Below are 19,737 nucleotides of genomic sequence, written 5' to 3'. Positions count from 1 at the left end.
CGCGCACATGCCTGCTCATTGCCATGGCCGCGGCGGGATCGTACTCGACGATATGAACTCCACGCGCACGGTCTTGCCCCCGTCCGCCGCGATTGCCCTCGCGGTAAGCACGGCGATACCTGGAGCGCCTGGCGCGCGCAGTTCCATCGTGGCAACGCCATTGCTATCCGTACTGCTGGTTGCCGAGGCCAGCGTGCCGAGGTTGGTCCGCCAGTTGACCGTGACGCCCGCGACCTCCAGATTGCCGTTGGCATCCTTCACCGTCGCCTTAAGGATCAGCTTTTCCTGACCGTCAGCCCGGGCAGAGGTCTTGCTGCTGGCCAGGGAAGCGACGCGGGCGGTTATCGGATCAGCGGTCAATGCCACGCGGAAGGCACGGCCCGAATCGTCTGCGCCCGTCTTGGCAGTCACCGTGGCCTGCCCCGCGAGCTTTCCCGCCGTCAGCACAACCGTGGCCTCGCCCTTGGCGTTGGTCCTGGTGGATGACGCCTCCAGCGAGCCAAGATCGGTGCTCCAGTTGACCACGTGGCCTGCGCCTCCTGAATTGCCGTTGCCGTCCAGCACTACCGCCGTGAAGATCACGGTATCGCGGGCATTGGCCACGATGCTGGTCTTGCTGGCCGAAGCGCTGCCGACGCGGGTGCTGGGCGTGGCGGCCGCAAAGGTCACGCTGGCTGTCCGGCCCGCATCCCGCCCAGGGGCCATGGCGGTGACATTCACGCTGCCGGCAACCTTCGGCGCGGTCAATACCATTGTGGCCTTGCCGGTCTCATCGGTGCTACTGGCAGTTGCGGCCAGCCTGCCGCCGGAAGTGGTCCAATTGACGGGAATGTCGAGCGGCCTCGGCGTGCCGTTGACGTCCCACCTCATCATCGCATTGCCGTGTGCGTCCTGTACCGTGGCCGTAAATCTCACCGTATCTGCGCCATCGGCGACGCCATTGGTCTTGTTTTGCGTAAGCACGACCACGCGGGCGGTGGCGGGATCGGCCACGAAGGGACCCACGCGCAAGATCTTGCCCGGATCCGCCGCCCCTGCCTTGGCCGTGGCGACAACTTCACCGGCGGTGGTCGACACCAGCTTGACAAGAGCCTCGCCAGTGACGTCGCTAACGCTTGTCGCGCTAGCAAGGCTGCCCAGGCTGGTGGTCCAGTTGACCGTCGCCCCGGCCACGCGATTGCCCATGGCGTCTTTCACGTGGGCCCTGAGGATAATGGCGTCTACGCCATTGGCCCGTACCGGCGAGCTATTGCTACTGAACGCCCAACTAACCACGCGGGCGCTGGAAGCGTCGGCCGTAAAGGCTATCGTGGCAGTCTGGCCCGCGTCGCCGCCCGCGGCCCGGGCGTTGACGGTCGACGTGCCCACCGCAGTCGGCGCGGTCAATACAACCGAGGCCTGGCTGTTGGCGTCGGTCTTGCTGACCGTTGCAGCCAGCGTGCCCAGACTGGCGCCCCAGTTGACCGGGACGCCCGCGCCCACCGGATTGCCCTTGGCGTCCGCAACCGTGGCCGTGAAGGTCACGGTATCCGTGCCATCGGCCAAGCCGCTCGTCTTGCTCGCCGCGACTGTCGCCACACGGGCGGTCGACGCGTCGGCCATGAAGGTGATAGACACCACCTGCCCCGCATCGCCGCCCGCAGCCTTGGCGGTAACCGTCGCGACGCCCGTGGAAGTCGGCGCGATCAGGACGGCCGAGGTTTCGCTCTTGCTATCGGTCGTGGTGGCCGCCGGGAGCTGGCCCAGACTTGTACTCCAGTTGACGGTAACACCTGCGCCCACCCGATTGCCTTGCTTGTCGACGACGACGGCCCGGAGGGTCACGGTATCGGCGCCGTTAGCCACCGCGTCGGTCTTGCTCGCGGCCAGCTCGATGACGTGGGCGCTGGAGGCGTCAGCGATGAAATCGACGGCGGCGGTCTTGCCGGGATCTCCGCCGGCGCTCTTCGCCTGGCGGGCCGGCGCGCACTTGGCGGTAACAGTCGCCGCTCCGGTCGCGGTAGGCGCGGTCAGGACGACGGTGGCCTGGCTGCTGGCATTGGTGATACTGGAAGCGCCTATCGAGCCCCGATCGGCGCTCCAGTTGACGACGATGCCCGCCCCCAACGGATTGCCTCTGCCATCATCGATCGTGGCCGTGAGTGTGACGGTGTCAGTGCCGTTGGCCAGGCCGGTGGTCTTGCTTGGGCTTAGCGCGGCCACGCGGGCCCTCAGTTCGTCTGCCGCGAAGACGGCTGACGCGGTCTTGCCGGCATCGCCATCCGCCGCCCGGGCCGTGACGGTTGCCGTGCCGGGAACGATCGGCGCGGTCAGCAAGGCGGAAGCCTGGCCGCTGGCGTTGGTGACGCTGGTAGCGGCGAGCGTCCCAAGACTGGCGCTCCAGTTGACGGTGACGCCTGCCCCCACCGGATTGCCGCGGCCGTCTTCAACCATGGCGGTGAAAACCACGGCATCCGCGCCATTGGCCGTGCCCCTGGCCTGGCTGGGCGTGAGCTGGACGACGCGCGCGTTAGCGACATCCGCGACGAACGCGACCGCGGCGGTCTTGCCCGGGTCGCCGCTTGCGGCCCTGGCGGTGACGGTCGCCGCGCCAGCCGCGGTCGGCGCGGTCAGTACGACCGTGGCCTGGCTGCTCGCGTCCGTGTTGCTGGAAGCGGCGCCCAGCGTGCCCAGGCTGGCGCCCCAGTTGACGGCGACGCCCGCTCCCACCGGATTGCCTCGGCCATCCGCGACGGTGGCGGTGAAGGTCACCGTGTCCAGGCCATCGGCCAGGGCGGTGGTCTTGCTTGGCGTGAGCCGCAGCACCTGGGCATCGGATGCATCGAGCAGGAATGCGACGGATCCCGTCTTGCCCGGATCCTCGGCTCCGGCCCTGGCGGTGATGGCCGCAAGGCCTGGAACAGTGGCGGACAGCAGTTCCGCCACGGCAATGCCGCTCGCGTCGGTATTGCTGCTGTTGCTGGAAAGCCGCCCGCCGGTGGCGGTCCAGTTCACCGCGACGCCCGCGCCCACTGCGTTGCCCTTGCCGTCCTTGACTGTCGCCTTCAATACAGTCTTGTCCCTGCCGTTTGCAAGAATGGACGCGGGCTGCGCAACGAGCAGCGCCACGCTGGCCGTGCCCGGCGCTTCGAGGAACTCTGCCTCGCTCCTGCCCTTGAACCCTTGCGCCTCCATTGCCTCGACCCCGATCGTGCCCGAGACAGTGCTGCTGACCAGGGCGTACGCCACGCCATCGGCATCGGTGCGGTCCGAAGACTCCCGGATCGTGCCGGCCCCCTGCAGGACCCATGTGACGGTGCGCCCCCCCATGGGTTCGGCCTGGACGCCGCGAACCTGGGCCGTGAATCTGACGTTGTCCACGCCGTCCGCCATGGCGGCGGCCTTGGAACGCGCGACGCTGACGCTGAGCGGGTTGACGCTCACGGTCATGACGTTGGACCTGATCTTGCGGCCGTGCACATCCGTAGCGGACGCCATCAGCTGATAGCTGTTGATGCCGCCGCTGCGGTAGTCGGGCAGCATCAGCGATGCGGACGCGCCGCCGCTGTATGGCATCGCAAACGGCGCCGCGGAACCGGACCATTCGATCCGGGGCGCGGCATCCGCGGCCGTCAGCGTTACCGGAAAGCTGAGGGCCGTCCGAGGATATCCGGAAGCAGCCGCCGGCAGCTGTATCGTCATGGGATCGTTCTTCTTGTATTCCAGGACGATTTCGTTGTTGCGTTCGACCAGATCCATGCGCATGCCGGCCAGCTTGCGGCTGCGCGCGACTTCACCCGGCTGCAACTGCTTGGCCAAAGGCACGCCAAGCGCGTACTTCAGGCCCAGCTTGAAGCTGGTGTCGGACTGCCCGCCCTGCCCCATGCGATGGTCCAGGCCCAGCGTGACCAGCGGCGCCGGCGTATAGGAAACGCCCAGGGTCCAGGCGCTGGGATTTCTTTGCCGGTTGCTGGCGCCGAACAGCCCGACCTCGTCGCCGTAGTACTTCTCGAACATCAGCTTGCCGCCCAGCTGCGGATACTGCGGCAGATAGCCTTCGGTCCGGATGTCCCAGCCGCTGGCCGGACGTTCCTGATAGTCCCGCGCATCGGGCGAACGCTTCCAGTCGCTCAGCCGGAAATAGCCGTTCATGCTGAGCTTCAGATAATCCGCCCACCATTCGCCGCCCAGACCCAGGCGCCGATGGCCGCGCGACACGTCCTGGTCCAGGAATGCGTTGACGCCAGCCATGTAGCCATCGCCGAAATGGCGGTAGCCCAGCCCGAGGTTGACCGTGGTCCGATATGACTCTTGCAGCAGGTTGGTCCGGCGCGCGCCGAATTGGGAAAAAATCAGACTCGTCCCGGAATCGCGCAGCGGGAACAACATATCCAGAGCGCCGCCATGGAAGCTGCCCAGCAGGTCCAGCCTGGCCGTGCCGAACTGGCGCAGCCAGCTTTCCGCCGCTTGCTGGGCTGCACCGATGGCCTTGCCGCTGGCCGTCGACCTGGCGTCCGCGCTCGCCATTTGGTTGGGATTGGCGGGCAAGGGGCGTCCCTCCAGATCGGGCGCGGGATCCATGCCGCCGGGGATAGGCGCGCTGGCCGCGGCCGCGCTTGGATCCATCGCCCGCGCCCGGTCCTGAACGGCAATGCTGGCGGATGCGGCGCGGCCTTCGGTGTCGGGGAGCGGCTTGCGGTGTTCGCCGGCTAGCGGCGCGGCGCAGCCCTGGAACAGGAGCAAACTGGAAAGCGCCACGCACAGCGCCTTTCTGACTTGGCGCGCAGCCGCTATGCACCAAGCGTGTGCCTTGGATGGCTTCAGCATCGTCATGACCTTGTCTGAAAGGAATCCCGCGGGCGGGAGATGCGCCGGCCAGGCAAAGTCGCCAAGCTACTGAACTGCGGCGTCGGCGGATCCGTTCTGAGCCACATCCAGGACGAAGTCCTGCGCGCACTCCCAGCGACTACACCCGGGGATTCTGGTTGTTACTTAACAATGACAAAATATGACGACATGCTATTTATATGACTGTTGATATCAATATGTAATTTATTGATTCCATAACAGAAAACCCGATAGCTGCGCATGGCGGTATCGGGCGGGCTTGCGTGGGAAGAGATGGAAGCGCCTCAGCCATGGCTGGACGCAAGAAGTGCAGGCAGAGCGCCGGCCACAGGCTCCGGGGCCGTGCTGAGGCGCTTACATGAAAATCAGACAGAACCGCAGATGAAACCGCGGCCCTTGCTTGGAGACGCGCTGCTTCCAGCCAGACGCCGGCGGCGCGCAGGCTTGAGCGGGTGTTCCTAGTTGAATGGCCAGACCGGCGGATGCGTGCCGGGCGGGCTGGACGGACGCGTCCAGCGGGCCGGCGTATCGGAGAACTGCGCGGCGTGGCGCAGAGCCACCAGTTCGCCAAAGCCGGAGGGCTCGGTTTCCAGCAGGCCGTCGAAACCCGGCATCGGACAGGCCAGGCCGCCCTCGACACGGCCCAGGCCGCGCAGCCAATGCGCGGTCTGCGCCAGCGACACGCGCACATGCCAGCTGCCGCCTTCGGTCATTTGGCGCGCCAGCGCGGCTTGCGCGCCAAACGCCATCAGGTAGCCCGAGGCATGGTCCAGGATCTGCATGGGCATGGGCTTGGGCGTGTCCTGGCCCGCGGCCTGCGCCTCGGCGTGGTTGAAGCCCGTAGCGGTCTGCACCAGGGAATCGAAGCCGCGGCGGCCGGCCCAGGGACCTTTGTCGCCATAGGCGGTCAAGGACACGTAGACAATGCCCGGACGGATGCGCGCCGCGTCCTGCGGGCCGAAGCCCAGCGCGGCCAGGCCGCCGGGGCGGTAGCCCTGCACGAACACGTGCGCGCTGCGCAGCAGGTTGCCCAGCGCGATGCGGCCGTCGGCCGTATCCAGATCGGCCAGCACCGACAGCTTGCCGCGGCTGGTATCGATGATGTTGTCGATGTTGGGCAGATGCGGGGAATTGAGCAGCATCACATCGGCGCCGTACGCCGCCAGCGCCCGTCCGCAGACCGGGCCGGCGATGATGCGGGTCAGGTCCAGCACGCGGATGTCCTTGAGCGGCCGGGCGCCATTGCCGTACTTGGGCAAGGGACGCGGATCGGCTTCGCCGATGCGCTCGATGGTCAGCAGGGGCTGCGCGGCCACCGCCAGGGCTTGGGGGTGGCGGTCCCATTCGTCGAAGCTGCGCATGGCGGCCACGGGCAGGCCCGCGTCGGCGGCCACCTGTTCGAAGTCCAGGGCCTTCCAGCGGCTCAAGGCGCGCTCGACCATCGCGCGGGTAGTGTCTTCGCCGGCCGGACAGCCCAGCAGCGCCAGCGCGCCATCGCGGTGATGAGCGAAATTGGCATGGATTCGGACCCAGCCGCCGTCGCCGCAGCGGTACAGCCCGGTGATGGGGTCCCAGGGATTGGGCGTGATGCCGTTGATGGTGTAGTGGCTGCGGCATTCCTGCGCGGCGTGCAGCATGTCGACGCCGACCTGCTGCCTGGCGCCGCCGCGCAGATTCCAGATCTCCGCGGCGGCCAGCGCGGCCGCGGCCATGCTGGTCTGCGCCGCCATGCCGACAGCGAAGGACGATGGGAGTACCGGATCGGCGCCAGTCAACACCACATGGTCCAGCGATTCGCCGGGCAGATCCACCGAGCGCCAGAGTTTTTGCAAGACGTCGCGGGACGCGTTGCCTGCGGGTGTGCGGCCCCTCAGAAAAGACGGGCGTAGGTCCATCAGATTTCCCATAGCGTTCATCTTGCTCTAGTCGTTTATTTGAATTACAGGGCGGGGACCAGGCGGCGTCAATATCCGCGGCGCGCCAGCGTGTTTCATGGTTTGACCGCAAAGCGGCGCAATCCGGCCGCGCCGGGCGCTTTCCCCCGCGAGGCCCGCGGCGCCAGCCGGCGCAAGCCAGGACACATCTACTCGTAGTTTTTACATCGTCTTCCATGGCCGGTCTGCCGGCGCGTCCGCGCGGCGGGCGCAATATAGAATGCCAGCCTCGCCGCCCCTGCCCTGGACCACCCATGAACACGCTGCTTTGGCTGCGCACCGACCTGCGCGCGCATGACAACCCTGCCCTGGCCGCGGCCGCCGAAGCCGGCACGGTCACCGCCCTGTTCCTGGCCGCGCCCGGCCAATGGCGGCAGCACGGCGACGCGCCGGCCAAGGTGGATTTCTGGCTGCGCAATCTGCGCGAACTGTCTCGCGAACTCGGCCGCCTGGGCATTCCGTTGCGGCTGCTGACGGTGCATGACTGGAGCGAGGCGCCGGACGCGCTGGCCGCTTTCTGCCGCGACCACGCCATCGGCCAGGTCCACGCCAACGCCGAATGGGCCGTCAACGAACGCCGCCGCGATGCCGCGGTCGCCGCCAGCCTGCGAGCCCTGGGCGTGGACTGGACCCTGCATCATGGCGCTTCGCTGCTGCGGCCCGGCACGGTGCTGACCGGCAAGGGCGAGTGCTACCGCGTCTATACCCCATACGCGCGGGCCTGCCGCGAACGGCTGCGCACGGCGCCGCTGCGCGCCCTGCCCGCCCCGCGCGCGCAGACCCCGCCGCCCTGGCCGGCGGATCCGCTGCCCGCGGCCTTCGAGGGTTTCGATGCGCCCGCCGAGCCTGTGCGCGCGCTCTGGCCCGCTGGCGAGGACGCGGCCAGCGAACGCCTCGAAGCCTTTGCCGACGGCGTCATCGACGCCTACCAGGAAGAACGCGATTTTCCCTCGCTGCCCGCCACCAGCTGCCTGTCGCCCTATCTGGCGGCGGGGGTGCTGTCGCCGGGCCAGGCCTTGCGCGCGGCGCAGGCCGCAAACCACGGAGAAATAGAGGGCGGCAAGCGCGGCGCCGCCACCTGGATCAACGAATTGCTGTGGCGCGAGTTCTATCAGCATCTATTGGCCGCCTACCCGGCGCTGTCCATGCACCAGCCCATGAAGCCGGAGACCGCCGCGGTGCCGTGGCGCGACGCGCCTGAGGACCTGCATGCCTGGCAGCAGGGCCAGACCGGCATTCCCATCGTCGACGCGGCCATGCGGCAGTTGCTGGCGCTGGGCTGGATGCACAACCGCCTGCGCATGGTGACGGCCATGTTCCTGTCCAAGAACCTGCTGATCGATTGGCGGCTGGGCGAAGCCTGGTTCATGGCGCAGCTGGTGGACGGCGATCTCGCCGCCAACAACGGCGGCTGGCAATGGAGCGCGTCCACGGGCGCGGACGCCGTGCCCTACTTCCGCATCTTCAATCCGCTGTCGCAGTCGCGCAAGTTCGATCCGGACGGCGTGTTCCTGCGCGAATGGCTGCCGGAACTGGCGCATCTGGACGGCCGCGCCATCCATGATCCCAGCCCGATGGAGCGCGCCGCCGCCGGCTATCCGCTGCCCATTGTCGACCTGGCCCAGAGCCGGTTGCGCGCGCTGGAGGCGTTCAGCGGGCTGCCGCCGGCCTGAGACGCTGGCCGCGGGCGGGAACGACGTCGGCCCCGCTTGACCTAGGTCAACGCCGCTTCCGTCCGCGTCCCGGATGATCGGTCTACGACATTCCGCCAACGCCGATCGCAGGACGACACAGCCATGCGCGACCATCCGCAGGTCCACGACCAGGAATACACGCTGCACGACGAGCAGTGCCTCATCACCCGCACCGACGCCCGCGGCCGCATCATCTACGCCAATCCGGCGTTCCTGGAGGTCAGCGGCTACACGCAGGCGGATCTGATGGGCAAGGGCCATGACACCATGCGCCATCCCGACATGCCGTTGGCCGCCTACGACGACTTGTGGCGCACGATACAGCGGGGCCAGTCATGGACGGGCGTGATCAAGAACCGGCGCAAGCATGGCGGCCACTATTGGTCGCTGGCCAGCATCACCCCGGTGGTGGAGCGCGGCGTCACCGTCTGCTATGCCTGCGTGCGCGTCAAACCAACGCGCGCCCAGATCGACACCGCGGACAGCGCCTACCGGCGCCTGCGCACCGGCATTACCGGCGGCTTGCGGTTGCGCGCGGGGCGGATCCTGCCCGGAGGCCCGCTGGCGCGTCTGCGCGACTGGCGGGCGTCGGGCATACGCGCGCGCATGCTGGCCTGGGCGGGACTTTCGTCCGCGCTGTTCCTGGCCGCCGGCGGCTTCGCGCTGCATGGCATGGCGGCCAATCTGAATATCGAGCAACTGGCCTTGGCCACGGCAGTGCTGGCCGCTGGCGTCTGCCTGATCTTCGCATCGGGTTGGGCCTATGGCCGCTCCCTGTCCGGCCTGTTGGCCACGGCCACCGACTTCACGCGGCAGATCGCGGCCGGCAATCTGGGCACGCCGCTGGCGCCGGGCAATCCGGACGATGAGATCGGCGCATTAAGATTTTCGCTGGAGGCCACGCGCAGGAATCTGGTCGGCCTGGCCCGCGACGTGCACACCGGCATCGCGGATGCGCCTGGGACGGTTGCGCAGCGGGCCGAAACCGAGGAGCTGCGCCACGCCATCGAGGTATTCCGGCTCACGCGTGCCCAGCCGCAGCCTCCTTGTCCAAGCGCTTGATGAACACCTGCAACTCCTTCACCACCTGCTGATCGCCGCGCGCCTGCGCGGCCTGCAGGCCCGATTCCCAGGCGGCGCGCGCGCCGCTCTTGTCGCCCTGTCCCAGGCAAGCCTTGCCCAGCCATTTCCAGGCCACCGAATAGGCGGGATCGAATGCCAGCGCCGCGCGCAGATGGGGCTCGGCATCGGCGAAGCAATCCTGCTCCGCGTAGGCCTTTCCCAGCGAAAAACGCAGCAGCATGTTGTCCGTGCCCTTGGCCAGCATCGCCTCCAGGCGTTCAATCATTCCTTCCATTGCCGATTTCTCCTACAGCGCGCGCATTTGGATCTGATGGACATGATAGGACGGCTGCGGCGAAACCCGCCCAATGGCCCCGCGCCGCGCAAGCCCTTGGCGACGTCGCGGCCGGTCCGGAACAAAGGCCCGTGCCGCGTCAATTTAAGGGTATACCCTTATTCAGAATAGGGCTTTCCCCCGACGCTTGCGCGGCGCTGCCCTAGAATTCCGCCCTTGCCTTCTCTTTGCGCCGGCGCCTTCCTTTCGTCCCGGCCCTGTCCCATGCCCCTGCACCTTATCGCGCTGGCCGCCGCCGCTTTCGGCATCGGCACCAGCGAGTTCGTCATCATGGGCCTGCTGCCCAACGTCGCCGCCGACCTGCAAGTCAGCATTGACGTCGCAGGCCTGCTGATCACCGGTTACGCCATGGGCGTGGTGATCGGCGCGCCCATCATGGCCATCCTCACCGCCAGGCTGCCGCGCAAGGCCACGCTGATCGGCCTGGCCAGCACCTTCGTGGTGGGCAACCTGCTGTGCGCGCTGGCGCCGAACTACGCGCTGCTGATGGCGGCGCGCGTGTTCACCGCCTTCTGCCATGGCGCTTTCTTCGGCCTGGGAGCCGTGGTGGCCGCGGACCTGGTGCCGCGCAACCAGCGCGCCAGCGCCATTGCGCTGATGTTCACCGGCCTGACGCTGGCCAACGTGCTGGGCGTGCCGCTGGGCACGGCGCTGGGCCAGGTGGCCGGATGGCGCTCGACTTTCTGGGTGGTCAGCGGCATCGGTTTGCTGGCCGTGGCCGCGCTGGCCGCCTGGCTGCCGGCCCGCATCCCCATGCAGCCCGGCAACATCCTGCGCGAATTCAAGGTGCTGCGCGACGTGCGCGTGGTCTGGCCGCTGGCCGCCAGCGTGCTGGCCTCCGCGGCGCTGTTCTGTGTGCTGACGTACATCGCGCCGCTCTTGCGCGAAGTGACCGGCGTGTCCGAACGCGGCGTCACCGGCGTGCTGCTGCTCTTCGGCGTGGCGCTGACCGTGGGCAGCACCCTGGGTGGCAAGCTGGGCGACCGCAACCTGGAAGTGTCGCTTCGCCGCATTTTCATCGGCCTGCTGCTGGTCTTCCTGGCGCTCAGCCAGGCCATCCACGCGCTGGCGCCCATGCTGGTCATGACCTTCATCTGGGGCGTGCTGGGCTTTGCCGTCGTGCCTTTGCTGCAGACGCTGATCGTGGACCAGGCGGCCGACGCGCCCAACCTGGCGTCGACCCTCAATCAGGGCGCCTTCAACCTGGGCAATGCGGGCGGCGCCTGGCTGGGCAGCGTGGCGCTGGGCCACGGCCTGCCGCTGACAGACCTGCCCTGGATGTCGGCCGGCATCACCGCCGCCGTCCTGCTGCTGACCTTGTGGGGTACGCGCTACTACGGCCGCGATGCCGGGGCTACACTCGCTGGACAACAAGCCGGCGCGCTGACGCCCTCGCGTTCGGACGCCTAAGGAGCCCGCATGAGCACCCTCTACGATTTTTCCGCCCGCGCCATCGACGGCACGGAACAGTCCCTGGACACGTACCGCGGCCGCGTGCTGCTGGTGGTGAACGTGGCCTCCAAATGCGGCTTTACGCCGCAGTACGCCGGCCTGGAAGAACTCTACCGCTCGTTCCACGACGATGGTTTCGCGGTGCTGGGCTTTCCTTGCGACCAGTTCGGCCACCAGGAACCCGGCGACGAAGCCGAAATCCGCAATTTCTGCAGCACGCAGTACGACATCACCTTTCCGCTCTACGCCAAGATCAACGTCAACGGCGAGGACGCCCACCCGCTCTACCGCTGGCTCAAGGGCGAGAAGCCCGGCGTCTTCGGCACCGAGGGCATCAAGTGGAACTTCACCAAGTTCCTGGTGGGCCGCGACGGCCAGGTCATCAAGCGCTACGCGCCCACCGATACCCCGGCCGGCATCAAGGACGACATCGAAAAGGCGCTGTCCGCGCCGGTCTGAGCCGCGCGTCAGCGCAGCGGCGGCAGCCGGCGGCGCACCGTGTGGGACTTGACGATGGCGGTATTGGTTTCCGCAAATTCGGTCACGCGCTCCAGGATGCCGTCCAGATGCGAGATCGAGCGCAGCACCACGCGGGCGATGAAGCAATCGTCGCCCGTCACCTTGTCGCATTCCACGAATTCCGGAATCTGCTGGATCAGGCCTTCCACGTGGCGCAGCTGCCCGGGCAAGGGGCGGATGCGGACGATGGCCTCCAGCGCGTAGCCCAACGCGACCGGGTCCACGTCCAGGGTGTAGGCCCGGATCACGCCCGATTCTTCCAGCCGCCGCAGGCGGTCCGCGACGCTGGGCGCGGACATCCCGACCTGGCGCGCCAGGTCGGCCGTGGTGGTGCGCGCATTGGTGGTCAGCATCTCCACCAGGCGGCGGTCGATACCGTCCAGGACCGGGTTTTCACTTTTTAGGTCGTTTTGCATAAATTCCACCTAAACAAAGGTTTCGGAATCGATTCACCACATCAACATCATATAACCAGCTTGATCCGCCTGGGATAATTTCTCCATCGAATATCGTAGCCGCAAGGCCCTGGAGAACCTCATGAATCCCTCATCAGAACGCGTGGGCCTGGCCCAGATGGCCGCGGCGATGACCCTGTCCGGCACCCTGGGCGTGTTTGTGCTGGAGTCGGGGCAAAGCGCCTGGAACGTGGTCTTCTTCCGCTGCGTGTTCGGCGCCCTCTCCCTGTTTGTGTATTGCTGGGCGCGCGGCCTGCTCAAGCCGGGCCTGTTCACCGCCCGCACGCTGATGCTGGCCCTGGCCGCGGGCGCCGCGCTGGTGCTGAACTGGGTGCTGCTGTTTTCCGCCTATCGGCTGGCGTCCATTTCGCTGGCCACCGCGGTCTACAACGTGCAGCCCTTCTTCCTGATCGGCCTGGGCGTGCTGTTCCTGGGCGAGCGGCCCACGCGCGGCAAGCTGGCCTGGTCGGTGCTGGCCTTCGCCGGCCTGATGCTGGTGCTGCGCCTGTCCGAAGCTGGCGGCGCGGACGGCCGCGCCTATCTGTCGGGGCTGATGCTGGGGCTGGGCGCGGCGGCGCTCTATGGCGTCACCGCCATCATCGTCAAGCGGCTCAAGCACATTCCGCCGCAGGTGCTGGCGCTGGTGCAGGTGACGCTGGGCGCGGTGATGCTGCTGCCCATGGCGGACTTCAACGCCCTGCCCGCCGCGCCGCTGCAATGGGGCTACCTGGTGGCCCTGGGGCTGATCCACACCTGCCTGATGTACATCCTGATGTATTCGGCCATCCAGAAGCTGCCTACCACGTCCACCGCCGCATTGAGCTTCATCTATCCTGCCGTCGCGATCCTGCTGGACTTCATGGTCTACGGCCACCGCATGGACGCCACGCAGATCGCGGGCGTGGCCATGATCTTCCTGGCGGCGGCGGGCGTGAGCCTGAACTGGAGCTGGCGCCTGCCGGGGCGGCCGCGCGCGGGCACGGCCTGAACGCGGGCCGCTGCCAGGGCAAGCCCCCGGGGCAAACCCGTACCCGCCCCCCGGTTATTGGGGCCGGCGCGAAGCCGGCCCCGCTATCATGGCCTTTCCCTGCGCCGGCCGCCGCCGGCGCGACGCACAGGACATCCCATGATCGATCTCTACTACTGGACCACCCCCAACGGCCACAAGATCACGCTGTTCCTCGAAGAAACCGGCCTGCCCTACAAGATCCATCCGGTGAACATCAGCCGCGGCGATCAGTTCAAGCCCGAGTTCCTGGCCATTGCCCCGAACAACCGCATTCCCGCCATCGTCGACCAGGCCCCGGCCGGCGGCGGCGCGCCGATCTCGCTGTTCGAGTCGGGCGCCATCCTGCTGTATCTGGCCGAGAAAACCGGCCGATTCCTGCCCGCCGACGTGCGCGGCCGCGCTGAAGTGTCGCAATGGCTCTTCTGGCAGATGGGCGGCCTGGGTCCCATGGCCGGCCAGAACCACCACTTTTCCGGCTACGCGCAAGAGCGCATCCCTTACGCCATCGACCGCTACGTCAAGGAAACGAACCGCCTCTACGGCGTGCTGAACAAGCGCCTGGCGGACCGCGAGTTCGTCGCCGGCGACTATTCCATCGCCGACATGGCGGCCTATCCCTGGATCGTGCCGCACGCCAAGCAGGGGCAGGACCTGAACGAGTTCCCGCACCTCAAGCGCTGGTTCGACGCCATCGCGGCCCGCCCCGCCACGCAGCGCGCCTATGCCCTGGCCGACACCATCAACACGGCGCCGTCCATCAGCGACGAGGAATCGCGCCGCATCCTGTTCGGCCAGACCGCCCAGAACACCACCCGCTGAAGGAGCCGCCATGCCCGACCCGCAACTGGTTTTCCGCCGCGCGCGCCTGGGGGATCTGCCGGCCATCGTCGCCCTGCTGGCCGACGATGAACTCGGCGCCACGCGCGAGAATCCCGCGCTGCCGCTGGACCCGCGCTATGCTGCCGCCTTTGCCGCAATCGGCCAGGACCCCAATCAATTCCTGGCCGTGGTCGAGCAGGACTCGAACCTGGTCGGCTGTTTGCAGTTATCGTTCATACCCGGCCTGTCGCGGCTGGGCCAATGGCGCGGACAGATCGAGAGCGTGCGCATCGCCTCGTCGTCGCGCGGCGCGGGCCTCGGACGCAAGATGTTCGAATGGGCGATCGAGCAATGCCGCATCCAGGGCTGCAGCCTGGTGCAGCTGACCACGGACCGCGCCCGGCCCGACGCGCGCAGGTTCTATGAAAGCCTGGGCTTCAAAGCCAGCCATGACGGCATGAAGCTCAGCCTGTAGTTTTTGGTACTGATACAGCAAGGAGCGCCCATGCATGGCGAATACAAAGTCCCCGGCGGCAAACTGGTCGTCGCGGATCTGGAAGTGCGCGACGGCCGCCTGGCCGACGTGCGCATCAGCGGCGACTTTTTTCTTGAGCCGCCCGAGGCGCTGGACGCCATCAATAGCGGCCTGAACGGCCTGCCGGCCGACGCCGGCGAACTGGAACTGGCGCTGGCTGTGCAATCGGCCCTGCCCGCCGATGCCGAAATGTTCGGCTTCTCGGCCGAGGCCGTTGCCGTGGTGCTGCGGAGGGCGCTGGCATGACGCGCACCGACTGGAACGACTACGACTGGCAGCTGATCCATGAAGGGCCGCAGGACCCGGTGCTGCACATGGCGCTGGACGCCGTCATCACCGACGAGGTCGGCGCCGGCCTGCGTCCGCCCACGCTGCGCATCTGGGAATGGGCCGCGCCCGCGGTCGTGATCGGCCGCTTCCAATCCTTGAAGAACGAAGTCGACCCCGAAGGCGCGCGCCGCCACGGCATCCAGGTCGTGCGGCGCGTGAGCGGCGGCGGCGCGATGTTCATGGAACCCGGCAACTCCATCACCTATTCGCTCAGCGCCCCCCAGGCGCTGGTGCATGGCATGAGCTTCCAGGAGTCCTACGCCTTCCTGGACGCCTGGGTGCTGACCGCCCTGCAGGGCCTGGGCATCAAGGCCTGGTACCAGCCGCTCAACGACATCGCTTCGGACATCGGCAAGATCGGCGGCGCGGCGCAGGCGCGCCGCGGCGGCGCAGTGCTGCACCACGTCACCATGTCCTACGACATCGACGCGGATAAAATGGTCGAGGTCCTGCGCATCGGCCGCGAAAAACTGTCCGACAAAGGCACCACCAGCGCCAAGAAGCGCGTCGATCCCCTGCGCACCCAGACCGGGCTGGCGCGGGAAGTGATCATCGACCGCATGGTGGAAACTTTTGCCGGCCTGCACCGTCTGACCCCCGGGCAGATAGGCAGCGACACGCTGGCGCGCGCGCAGGCGCAGGCGGCCGAGAAGTTCGCCACGCCCGAGTGGACCGGCGTGGTGCCCTGAACGGCCGCGCCCCGATTTTCTGGAGGTAGTTTCAATGCGTCGCACATTCACGCCGCAAGGCGCGATAAGCGGTCTCATCCTGGGCGCGGCCCTGCTGGCTTTGGCGGGCTGCGGCAGTACGCCGCCCGCGGACATCACCCTGGCCACGCAGGCTCCGGCCTCGGCGTCCACGCCGGAAAAAGTCGGCGACCTGTCCACCGAGCGCATCAAGTGGGCGTCCAGCAAGCCAGGCTGCGAGGGCGATTGCCCCCGCATCGAAATCGACAGCGTCGCGTTTCCCGGCATCCCCAAGCTGACCGCGCTGGTAGACCACGTGCTGGCCTACATGACCGGCACCGATGCCAACCGCCGCGGGCCCTATGACACGCTGTCCGAATACACGCAGTATTTCTGGTCGGTGGCTCGCGCGCGCGACGCCACCTATTTCAAGGCCAGCGTGAAGGACACGGTAGGCGACATCGTGGCCGTCGAACTGCACACCGAGCAATTCCTTACTGGCGCGGCGCACGGCATTCCGGCCACCCAGTACCTGAACTGGGAACGCAGCCGCGGCCGGGTGATGAGCCTGGAAGAAGCCTTGATACCGGGCCGCCATCCGCAATACGTGGCGGCGCTGCGCCAGGCGCATGCCAAGTGGCTGGCCGGCAATCCGGATGCGCGCCGCGATCCGACGGCTTACAACAAGATGTGGCCGTTCCAGGAAAGCGATAACTATGCGCTGACGCGCGAGGGCATCGTGGTCAAGTACGACGCCTATTCCATCGCGCCGTACTCGCATGGCGAACCCGAGCTGAACATTCCGTATTCGGAACTGCGCGGGATCCTGAAGCCTGAGCTGCTGCCGGCTTCATAAGCCGCCCCTGGAAACGCCCGCGGCCTGCGCGGGCGCTCCCTGCGGCAGCAAGCCGGGGTTCGGTTGAGCGGACTGAGGATGGAGCTAGGGAGGTGGCCGCTTTTTTCGCGTCTGTGGCCGGGTAAGACGCCCAGTCCGCTCAGTGCAACCGCGGCGGCAGGGCGGCGCCCAAGCGCCGCCCATGCGCGCCTCTCGTCTTAGAAGCGGTGACGCACGCCCACCATGGCCACGGTGCTCTTCACGCCGTCGGTGAACGCGAAGTTGGTGGCATACGAACCCAAGGCGTACAGGTTGGTGCGCTTGGACAGGTTGTAGGTGTAGCCCAGGCTGTAGATGTTCATGGTGGCGTCGTCGCCGGTCAGCTTGGTGCTGTCGGTGTCGGCGCGTTGCCACGAAGCCAGGATGTTGCTGGCGCCGCCGATCGGCACGCTCAGGCCCACCAGGTAGGAATTGGCCTTGAAGCCCGACACCGCCACGTTGGTGCCAAAGCCCTTGGCCGTGGGGCTGCCGCTGCCGAAGGCATTGGCGCCCTGGCCGGTGAACCAGCCGTCACGCGTCTGGCCGTAGGCCAGCGCCAGCTTCAGCACTTCGAAGTCGTACGAACCGCCGATCATCCACGACTTGGGCGTGGCGTCGGTGTTCAACTGGTTCGCGGGGTTCAGCTGGTCATACGTCAGCGCCACGTTCACCGGGCCGCTGACATAGCGCAGGCCGGTCGTGATGGCGCGGGTATTGTCGGCGGTCTTGAAGCCGGTCTGCGCGGTGGTCGTGTCGGAGGCATTGAACGAGTAGCCGATGCCGAACTGCAGGCCGCTGAACGACGGCGTCGAGTACTGCACCATGTTGTCGTAGCGGACCGTGTTGGCGGCGCTGAAGGCCACGCCGACGTTGGCCTGGCCGTAGCTGCCGCCGAACGGATCGATCGCGGCGAAGTACTTCGAGGCGATGTTGGTCTGACGACCCAGTTCCAGAAGGCCCCACGAGGTGCTCTTCAGGCCGATGGTGGCTTGGCGGCCGAACAGGCGGCTGTTCTGGCCCGACGTGCCGTTGGCCGAGTTGAAGCCGCTTTCCAGCGTGAACACGGCGCTCAGGCCGTCGCCCAGGTCCTCGGCGCCGCGCAGGCCCCAACGCGAACCGCTGGACACGCCATTGACCATGCCAACCTTGGACTCATGGTAACCATCGCCCTTGATGCGCTGGTAGCCGATACCCGTATCGATCAGGCCATAGAGCGTCACCGAGGTTTCCGCTTGCGCCGTTGCGCCGAACGCGGCCAGCATGGCGGTGACGAACAAAGTCTTTTTCATTGCAAATTCCCATTGATTGAACAGACATGCGCATCCGGGCTGGCACGCATCGCGTGCGGCGCGCTCGGCGCATGGCAGGAACGAATTCTAGGGACGCAATGTGTCAGTTCTTGTAACGCAAGCTGGGAAATTCCCTAGGCCGCAAAAAAGTGAGGGGGATGTGGCGTCCTGCCGACAGCCCCCACGTAGGGCGCGGCGCCCGCAGGCCTGCAATGTCGGTGTGCTATCCATGCGCGCAACGTGATGCGCTTGCAGCCACGCAAATGGAAATCGCCCCTTGCGGGGCGATTTCCGTTTTTGTCTCCTGCCCTCCTCGGCGTGACGTCCGGAGACGCCCCGCCGTATCGGGTATCAGGGGTACAGGCCGCGCACCTGGCGCGCTTGCAGGATGCGCGTGCATGCGACGATGAACGCCGCCGTGCGCAGGGTGACCTTGTGTTCCTTGGCCACTTGCGACACCGACGCGTAGGCTTCGCGCATCAGGCGCTCCAGGCGCTGGTTGATCTCGTCCTCGCTCCAGAAGAAGCTGGAGAAGTCCTGCACCCATTCGAAGTAGCTGACCGTCACGCCGCCGGCATTGGCCAGCACGTCCGGCACCACGTAGACGCCATGTTCGGCCAGGATGTCGTCGGCTTCCGGCGTGGTCGGGCCGTTGGCGCCTTCCACGACGATCTTCGCGCGCACCTTGGCGGCGTTGTCGACGGTGATCTGGCTTTCCAGGGCGGCCGGGATCAGGAATTCGGTTTCCAGCGTCCAGAACTCGTTCTTGTCCATCGCCTGGCCGCCGGAGAAGCCGCCCACGCCGCCATGTTGCGACACGTAGGACAGCAGCTTGTGCACGTCCAGGCCCGCGGGATTGTGGACGGTGCCGGTGTGGTCCTGCGCGGCGATGACCTTGGCGCCGGCTTCATGGAACAGGCGGGCGGCGGTGCCGCCCACGTTGCCGAAGCCCTGCACCACCACGCGCGCCTTGGACACGTCGATGTTGAGATCGCGCGCGGCTTCGCAGCCCACCACGAACACGCCGCGGCCGGTGGCTTCCACGCGGCCCAGGCTGCCGCCCAGCGCGATCGGCTTGCCGGTGACCACGCCGGTGGCGGTGGCGCCTTCGTTCATGGAGTACGTGTCCATCATCCAGGCCATGGTCTGGGCGTTGGTGTTCACGTCAGGCGCCGGGATGTCCTTGGACGGTCCGATGATGACGCCGATTTCCGAGGTGTAGCGGCGCGTCATGCGCTCGAGTTCGGAGGCCGACAGCTTGCGCGGATCGACGCGCACGCCGCCCTTGGCGCCGCCGTAAGGCAGGTTCACCGCAGCGTTCTTGATCGACATCCAGGCTGCCAGCGCCATCACTTCGGAGAGCGTGACGTCCTGGTGGAAACGCACGCCGCCCTTGCCGGGGCCGCGCGAGGTGTTGTGCTGGACGCGGTAGCCCTCGAAGTGGGCAATGCTGCCGTTGTCGAGTTCGATCGGCACATCGACGATCAGGGAACGCTTCGGGCGCTTCAGGGTCTCGACCCAACGCGCCAGCGAACCAAGATACGGGGTGACCCGGTCGACTTGTTGCAGATAGTTGCCCCAGGGGCCGAGGTCCTCGGCGTTCAGATAAGACGGCAATGCGTGGGTGGGAGTTTGAGACATGAGCTGGCTCTCCTGACAAAGTTGCGCCATTTTATCCACGAAAGTTATAGCGTCCCCATTTAAAACGAAAATATTTTAATTGGGGACACATAACTGTTGCGGCGGTTGAACGGGCCGCAAACCCAAGCCTGATGCTGCCCTTATCCTAAGCCGCCAAATCGGCAGCGTCCAGCCTGCCAGCCATAAGCTGCAAGCCCTGCCGCCCGCCATAAGGAGGACGAAAAACGGGGCGGTTTCCTCCCAGGAAACCGCCCCG

At 67.0% G+C, this 19,737-nt stretch carries 16 protein-coding genes; 10 read left to right on the top strand and 6 right to left on the bottom strand.

The window, feature by feature from the left end; all coding sequences use genetic code 11:
- Nucleotides 1-15: 15 nt before the first annotated feature.
- Entirely contained in the window at nucleotides 16-4,737 is a 4,722-nt protein-coding gene (locus HV766_RS06715; protein WP_175180821.1) for an Ig-like domain-containing protein, read from the bottom strand.
- 548 nt (nucleotides 4,738-5,285) lie between these two features.
- Nucleotides 5,286-6,734: a CoA transferase gene (locus HV766_RS06710; protein ID WP_175163773.1), complete on the bottom strand. Its 1,449-nt coding sequence runs from the start codon at nucleotides 6,732-6,734 to the stop codon at nucleotides 5,286-5,288.
- A 281-nt stretch (nucleotides 6,735-7,015) separates the two neighbouring features.
- Here HV766_RS06710 and phrB point away from each other — a divergent pair, with 281 nt between their 5' ends.
- Both phrB and HV766_RS06700 read left to right on the top strand, forming a co-directional pair.
- On the top strand, nucleotides 7,016-8,434 hold the full coding sequence (phrB, locus tag HV766_RS06705) for a deoxyribodipyrimidine photo-lyase (protein ID WP_054456777.1): 1,419 nt from the start codon (nucleotides 7,016-7,018) through the stop codon (nucleotides 8,432-8,434).
- Between the two features lie 123 nt (nucleotides 8,435-8,557).
- On the top strand, nucleotides 8,558-9,517 hold the full coding sequence (locus HV766_RS06700) for a methyl-accepting chemotaxis protein (RefSeq protein WP_119451096.1): 960 nt from the start codon (nucleotides 8,558-8,560) through the stop codon (nucleotides 9,515-9,517).
- On the opposite strand, the gene HV766_RS06695 is transcribed toward HV766_RS06700, so the two are convergent.
- Nucleotides 9,477-9,812, bottom strand: a complete 336-nt coding sequence (locus HV766_RS06695; protein ID WP_082401201.1) for a tetratricopeptide repeat protein — start codon at nucleotides 9,810-9,812, stop codon at nucleotides 9,477-9,479. The genes HV766_RS06700 and HV766_RS06695 overlap by 41 nt on opposite strands.
- 264 nt (nucleotides 9,813-10,076) lie before the next feature.
- Here HV766_RS06695 and HV766_RS06690 point away from each other — a divergent pair, with 264 nt between their 5' ends.
- Both HV766_RS06690 and HV766_RS06685 read left to right on the top strand, forming a co-directional pair.
- Complete coding sequence (locus HV766_RS06690) at nucleotides 10,077-11,282, top strand: MFS transporter (protein WP_054456775.1); 1,206 nt, start codon at nucleotides 10,077-10,079, stop codon at nucleotides 11,280-11,282.
- A 9-nt stretch (nucleotides 11,283-11,291) separates the two neighbouring features.
- Nucleotides 11,292-11,783: a glutathione peroxidase gene (locus HV766_RS06685; RefSeq protein WP_059380299.1), complete on the top strand. Its 492-nt coding sequence runs from the start codon at nucleotides 11,292-11,294 to the stop codon at nucleotides 11,781-11,783.
- Between the two features lie 8 nt (nucleotides 11,784-11,791).
- On the opposite strand, the gene HV766_RS06680 is transcribed toward HV766_RS06685, so the two are convergent.
- A complete protein-coding gene (locus HV766_RS06680) occupies nucleotides 11,792-12,259 on the bottom strand; it encodes an Lrp/AsnC family transcriptional regulator (RefSeq protein ID WP_054456773.1) in 468 nt (155 codons plus the stop codon).
- Nucleotides 12,260-12,380: 121 nt separating this feature from the next.
- Here HV766_RS06680 and HV766_RS06675 point away from each other — a divergent pair, with 121 nt between their 5' ends.
- The 6 genes from HV766_RS06675 to HV766_RS06650 all read left to right on the top strand — a co-directional run bounded on the left by HV766_RS06675 (nucleotide 12,381) and on the right by HV766_RS06650 (nucleotide 16,533).
- Complete coding sequence (locus HV766_RS06675) at nucleotides 12,381-13,286, top strand: DMT family transporter (RefSeq protein ID WP_054456772.1); 906 nt, start codon at nucleotides 12,381-12,383, stop codon at nucleotides 13,284-13,286.
- 138 nt (nucleotides 13,287-13,424) lie between these two features.
- Nucleotides 13,425-14,126: a glutathione S-transferase N-terminal domain-containing protein gene (locus HV766_RS06670; RefSeq protein WP_119451095.1), complete on the top strand. Its 702-nt coding sequence runs from the start codon at nucleotides 13,425-13,427 to the stop codon at nucleotides 14,124-14,126.
- Nucleotides 14,127-14,136: 10 nt separating this feature from the next.
- Nucleotides 14,137-14,601, top strand: coding sequence for a GNAT family N-acetyltransferase (locus HV766_RS06665; protein WP_054456770.1), 465 nt, complete (start codon nucleotides 14,137-14,139; stop codon nucleotides 14,599-14,601).
- A 30-nt stretch (nucleotides 14,602-14,631) separates the two neighbouring features.
- A complete protein-coding gene (lplB, locus tag HV766_RS06660; protein ID WP_013393496.1) occupies nucleotides 14,632-14,907 on the top strand; it encodes a lipoate-protein ligase small subunit in 276 nt (91 codons plus the stop codon).
- A complete protein-coding gene (locus tag HV766_RS06655) occupies nucleotides 14,904-15,680 on the top strand; it encodes a lipoate--protein ligase family protein (protein ID WP_054456769.1) in 777 nt (258 codons plus the stop codon). Before lplB ends, HV766_RS06655 begins: the two co-directional genes overlap by 4 nt.
- 34 nt (nucleotides 15,681-15,714) lie before the next feature.
- Nucleotides 15,715-16,533, top strand: a complete 819-nt coding sequence (locus HV766_RS06650) for an RsiV family protein (RefSeq protein ID WP_175180820.1) — start codon at nucleotides 15,715-15,717, stop codon at nucleotides 16,531-16,533.
- Between the two features lie 197 nt (nucleotides 16,534-16,730).
- On the opposite strand, the gene HV766_RS06645 is transcribed toward HV766_RS06650, so the two are convergent.
- Complete coding sequence (locus HV766_RS06645) at nucleotides 16,731-17,840, bottom strand: porin (protein WP_054456767.1); 1,110 nt, start codon at nucleotides 17,838-17,840, stop codon at nucleotides 16,731-16,733.
- A 351-nt stretch (nucleotides 17,841-18,191) separates the two neighbouring features.
- Nucleotides 18,192-19,481, bottom strand: coding sequence for a Glu/Leu/Phe/Val family dehydrogenase (locus HV766_RS06640; RefSeq protein WP_054456766.1), 1,290 nt, complete (start codon nucleotides 19,479-19,481; stop codon nucleotides 18,192-18,194).
- Between the last annotated feature and the right edge of the window lie 256 nt (nucleotides 19,482-19,737).

Origin of the sequence: Achromobacter aegrifaciens, assembly GCF_902859735.1 — a bacterium.
GTDB classification, from domain to species: Bacteria; Pseudomonadota; Gammaproteobacteria; order Burkholderiales; family Burkholderiaceae_B; genus Achromobacter; species Achromobacter aegrifaciens.
Note: the sequence above shows the minus strand (reverse complement) of the source record. Positions and strands in the feature narration are given on the sequence as shown.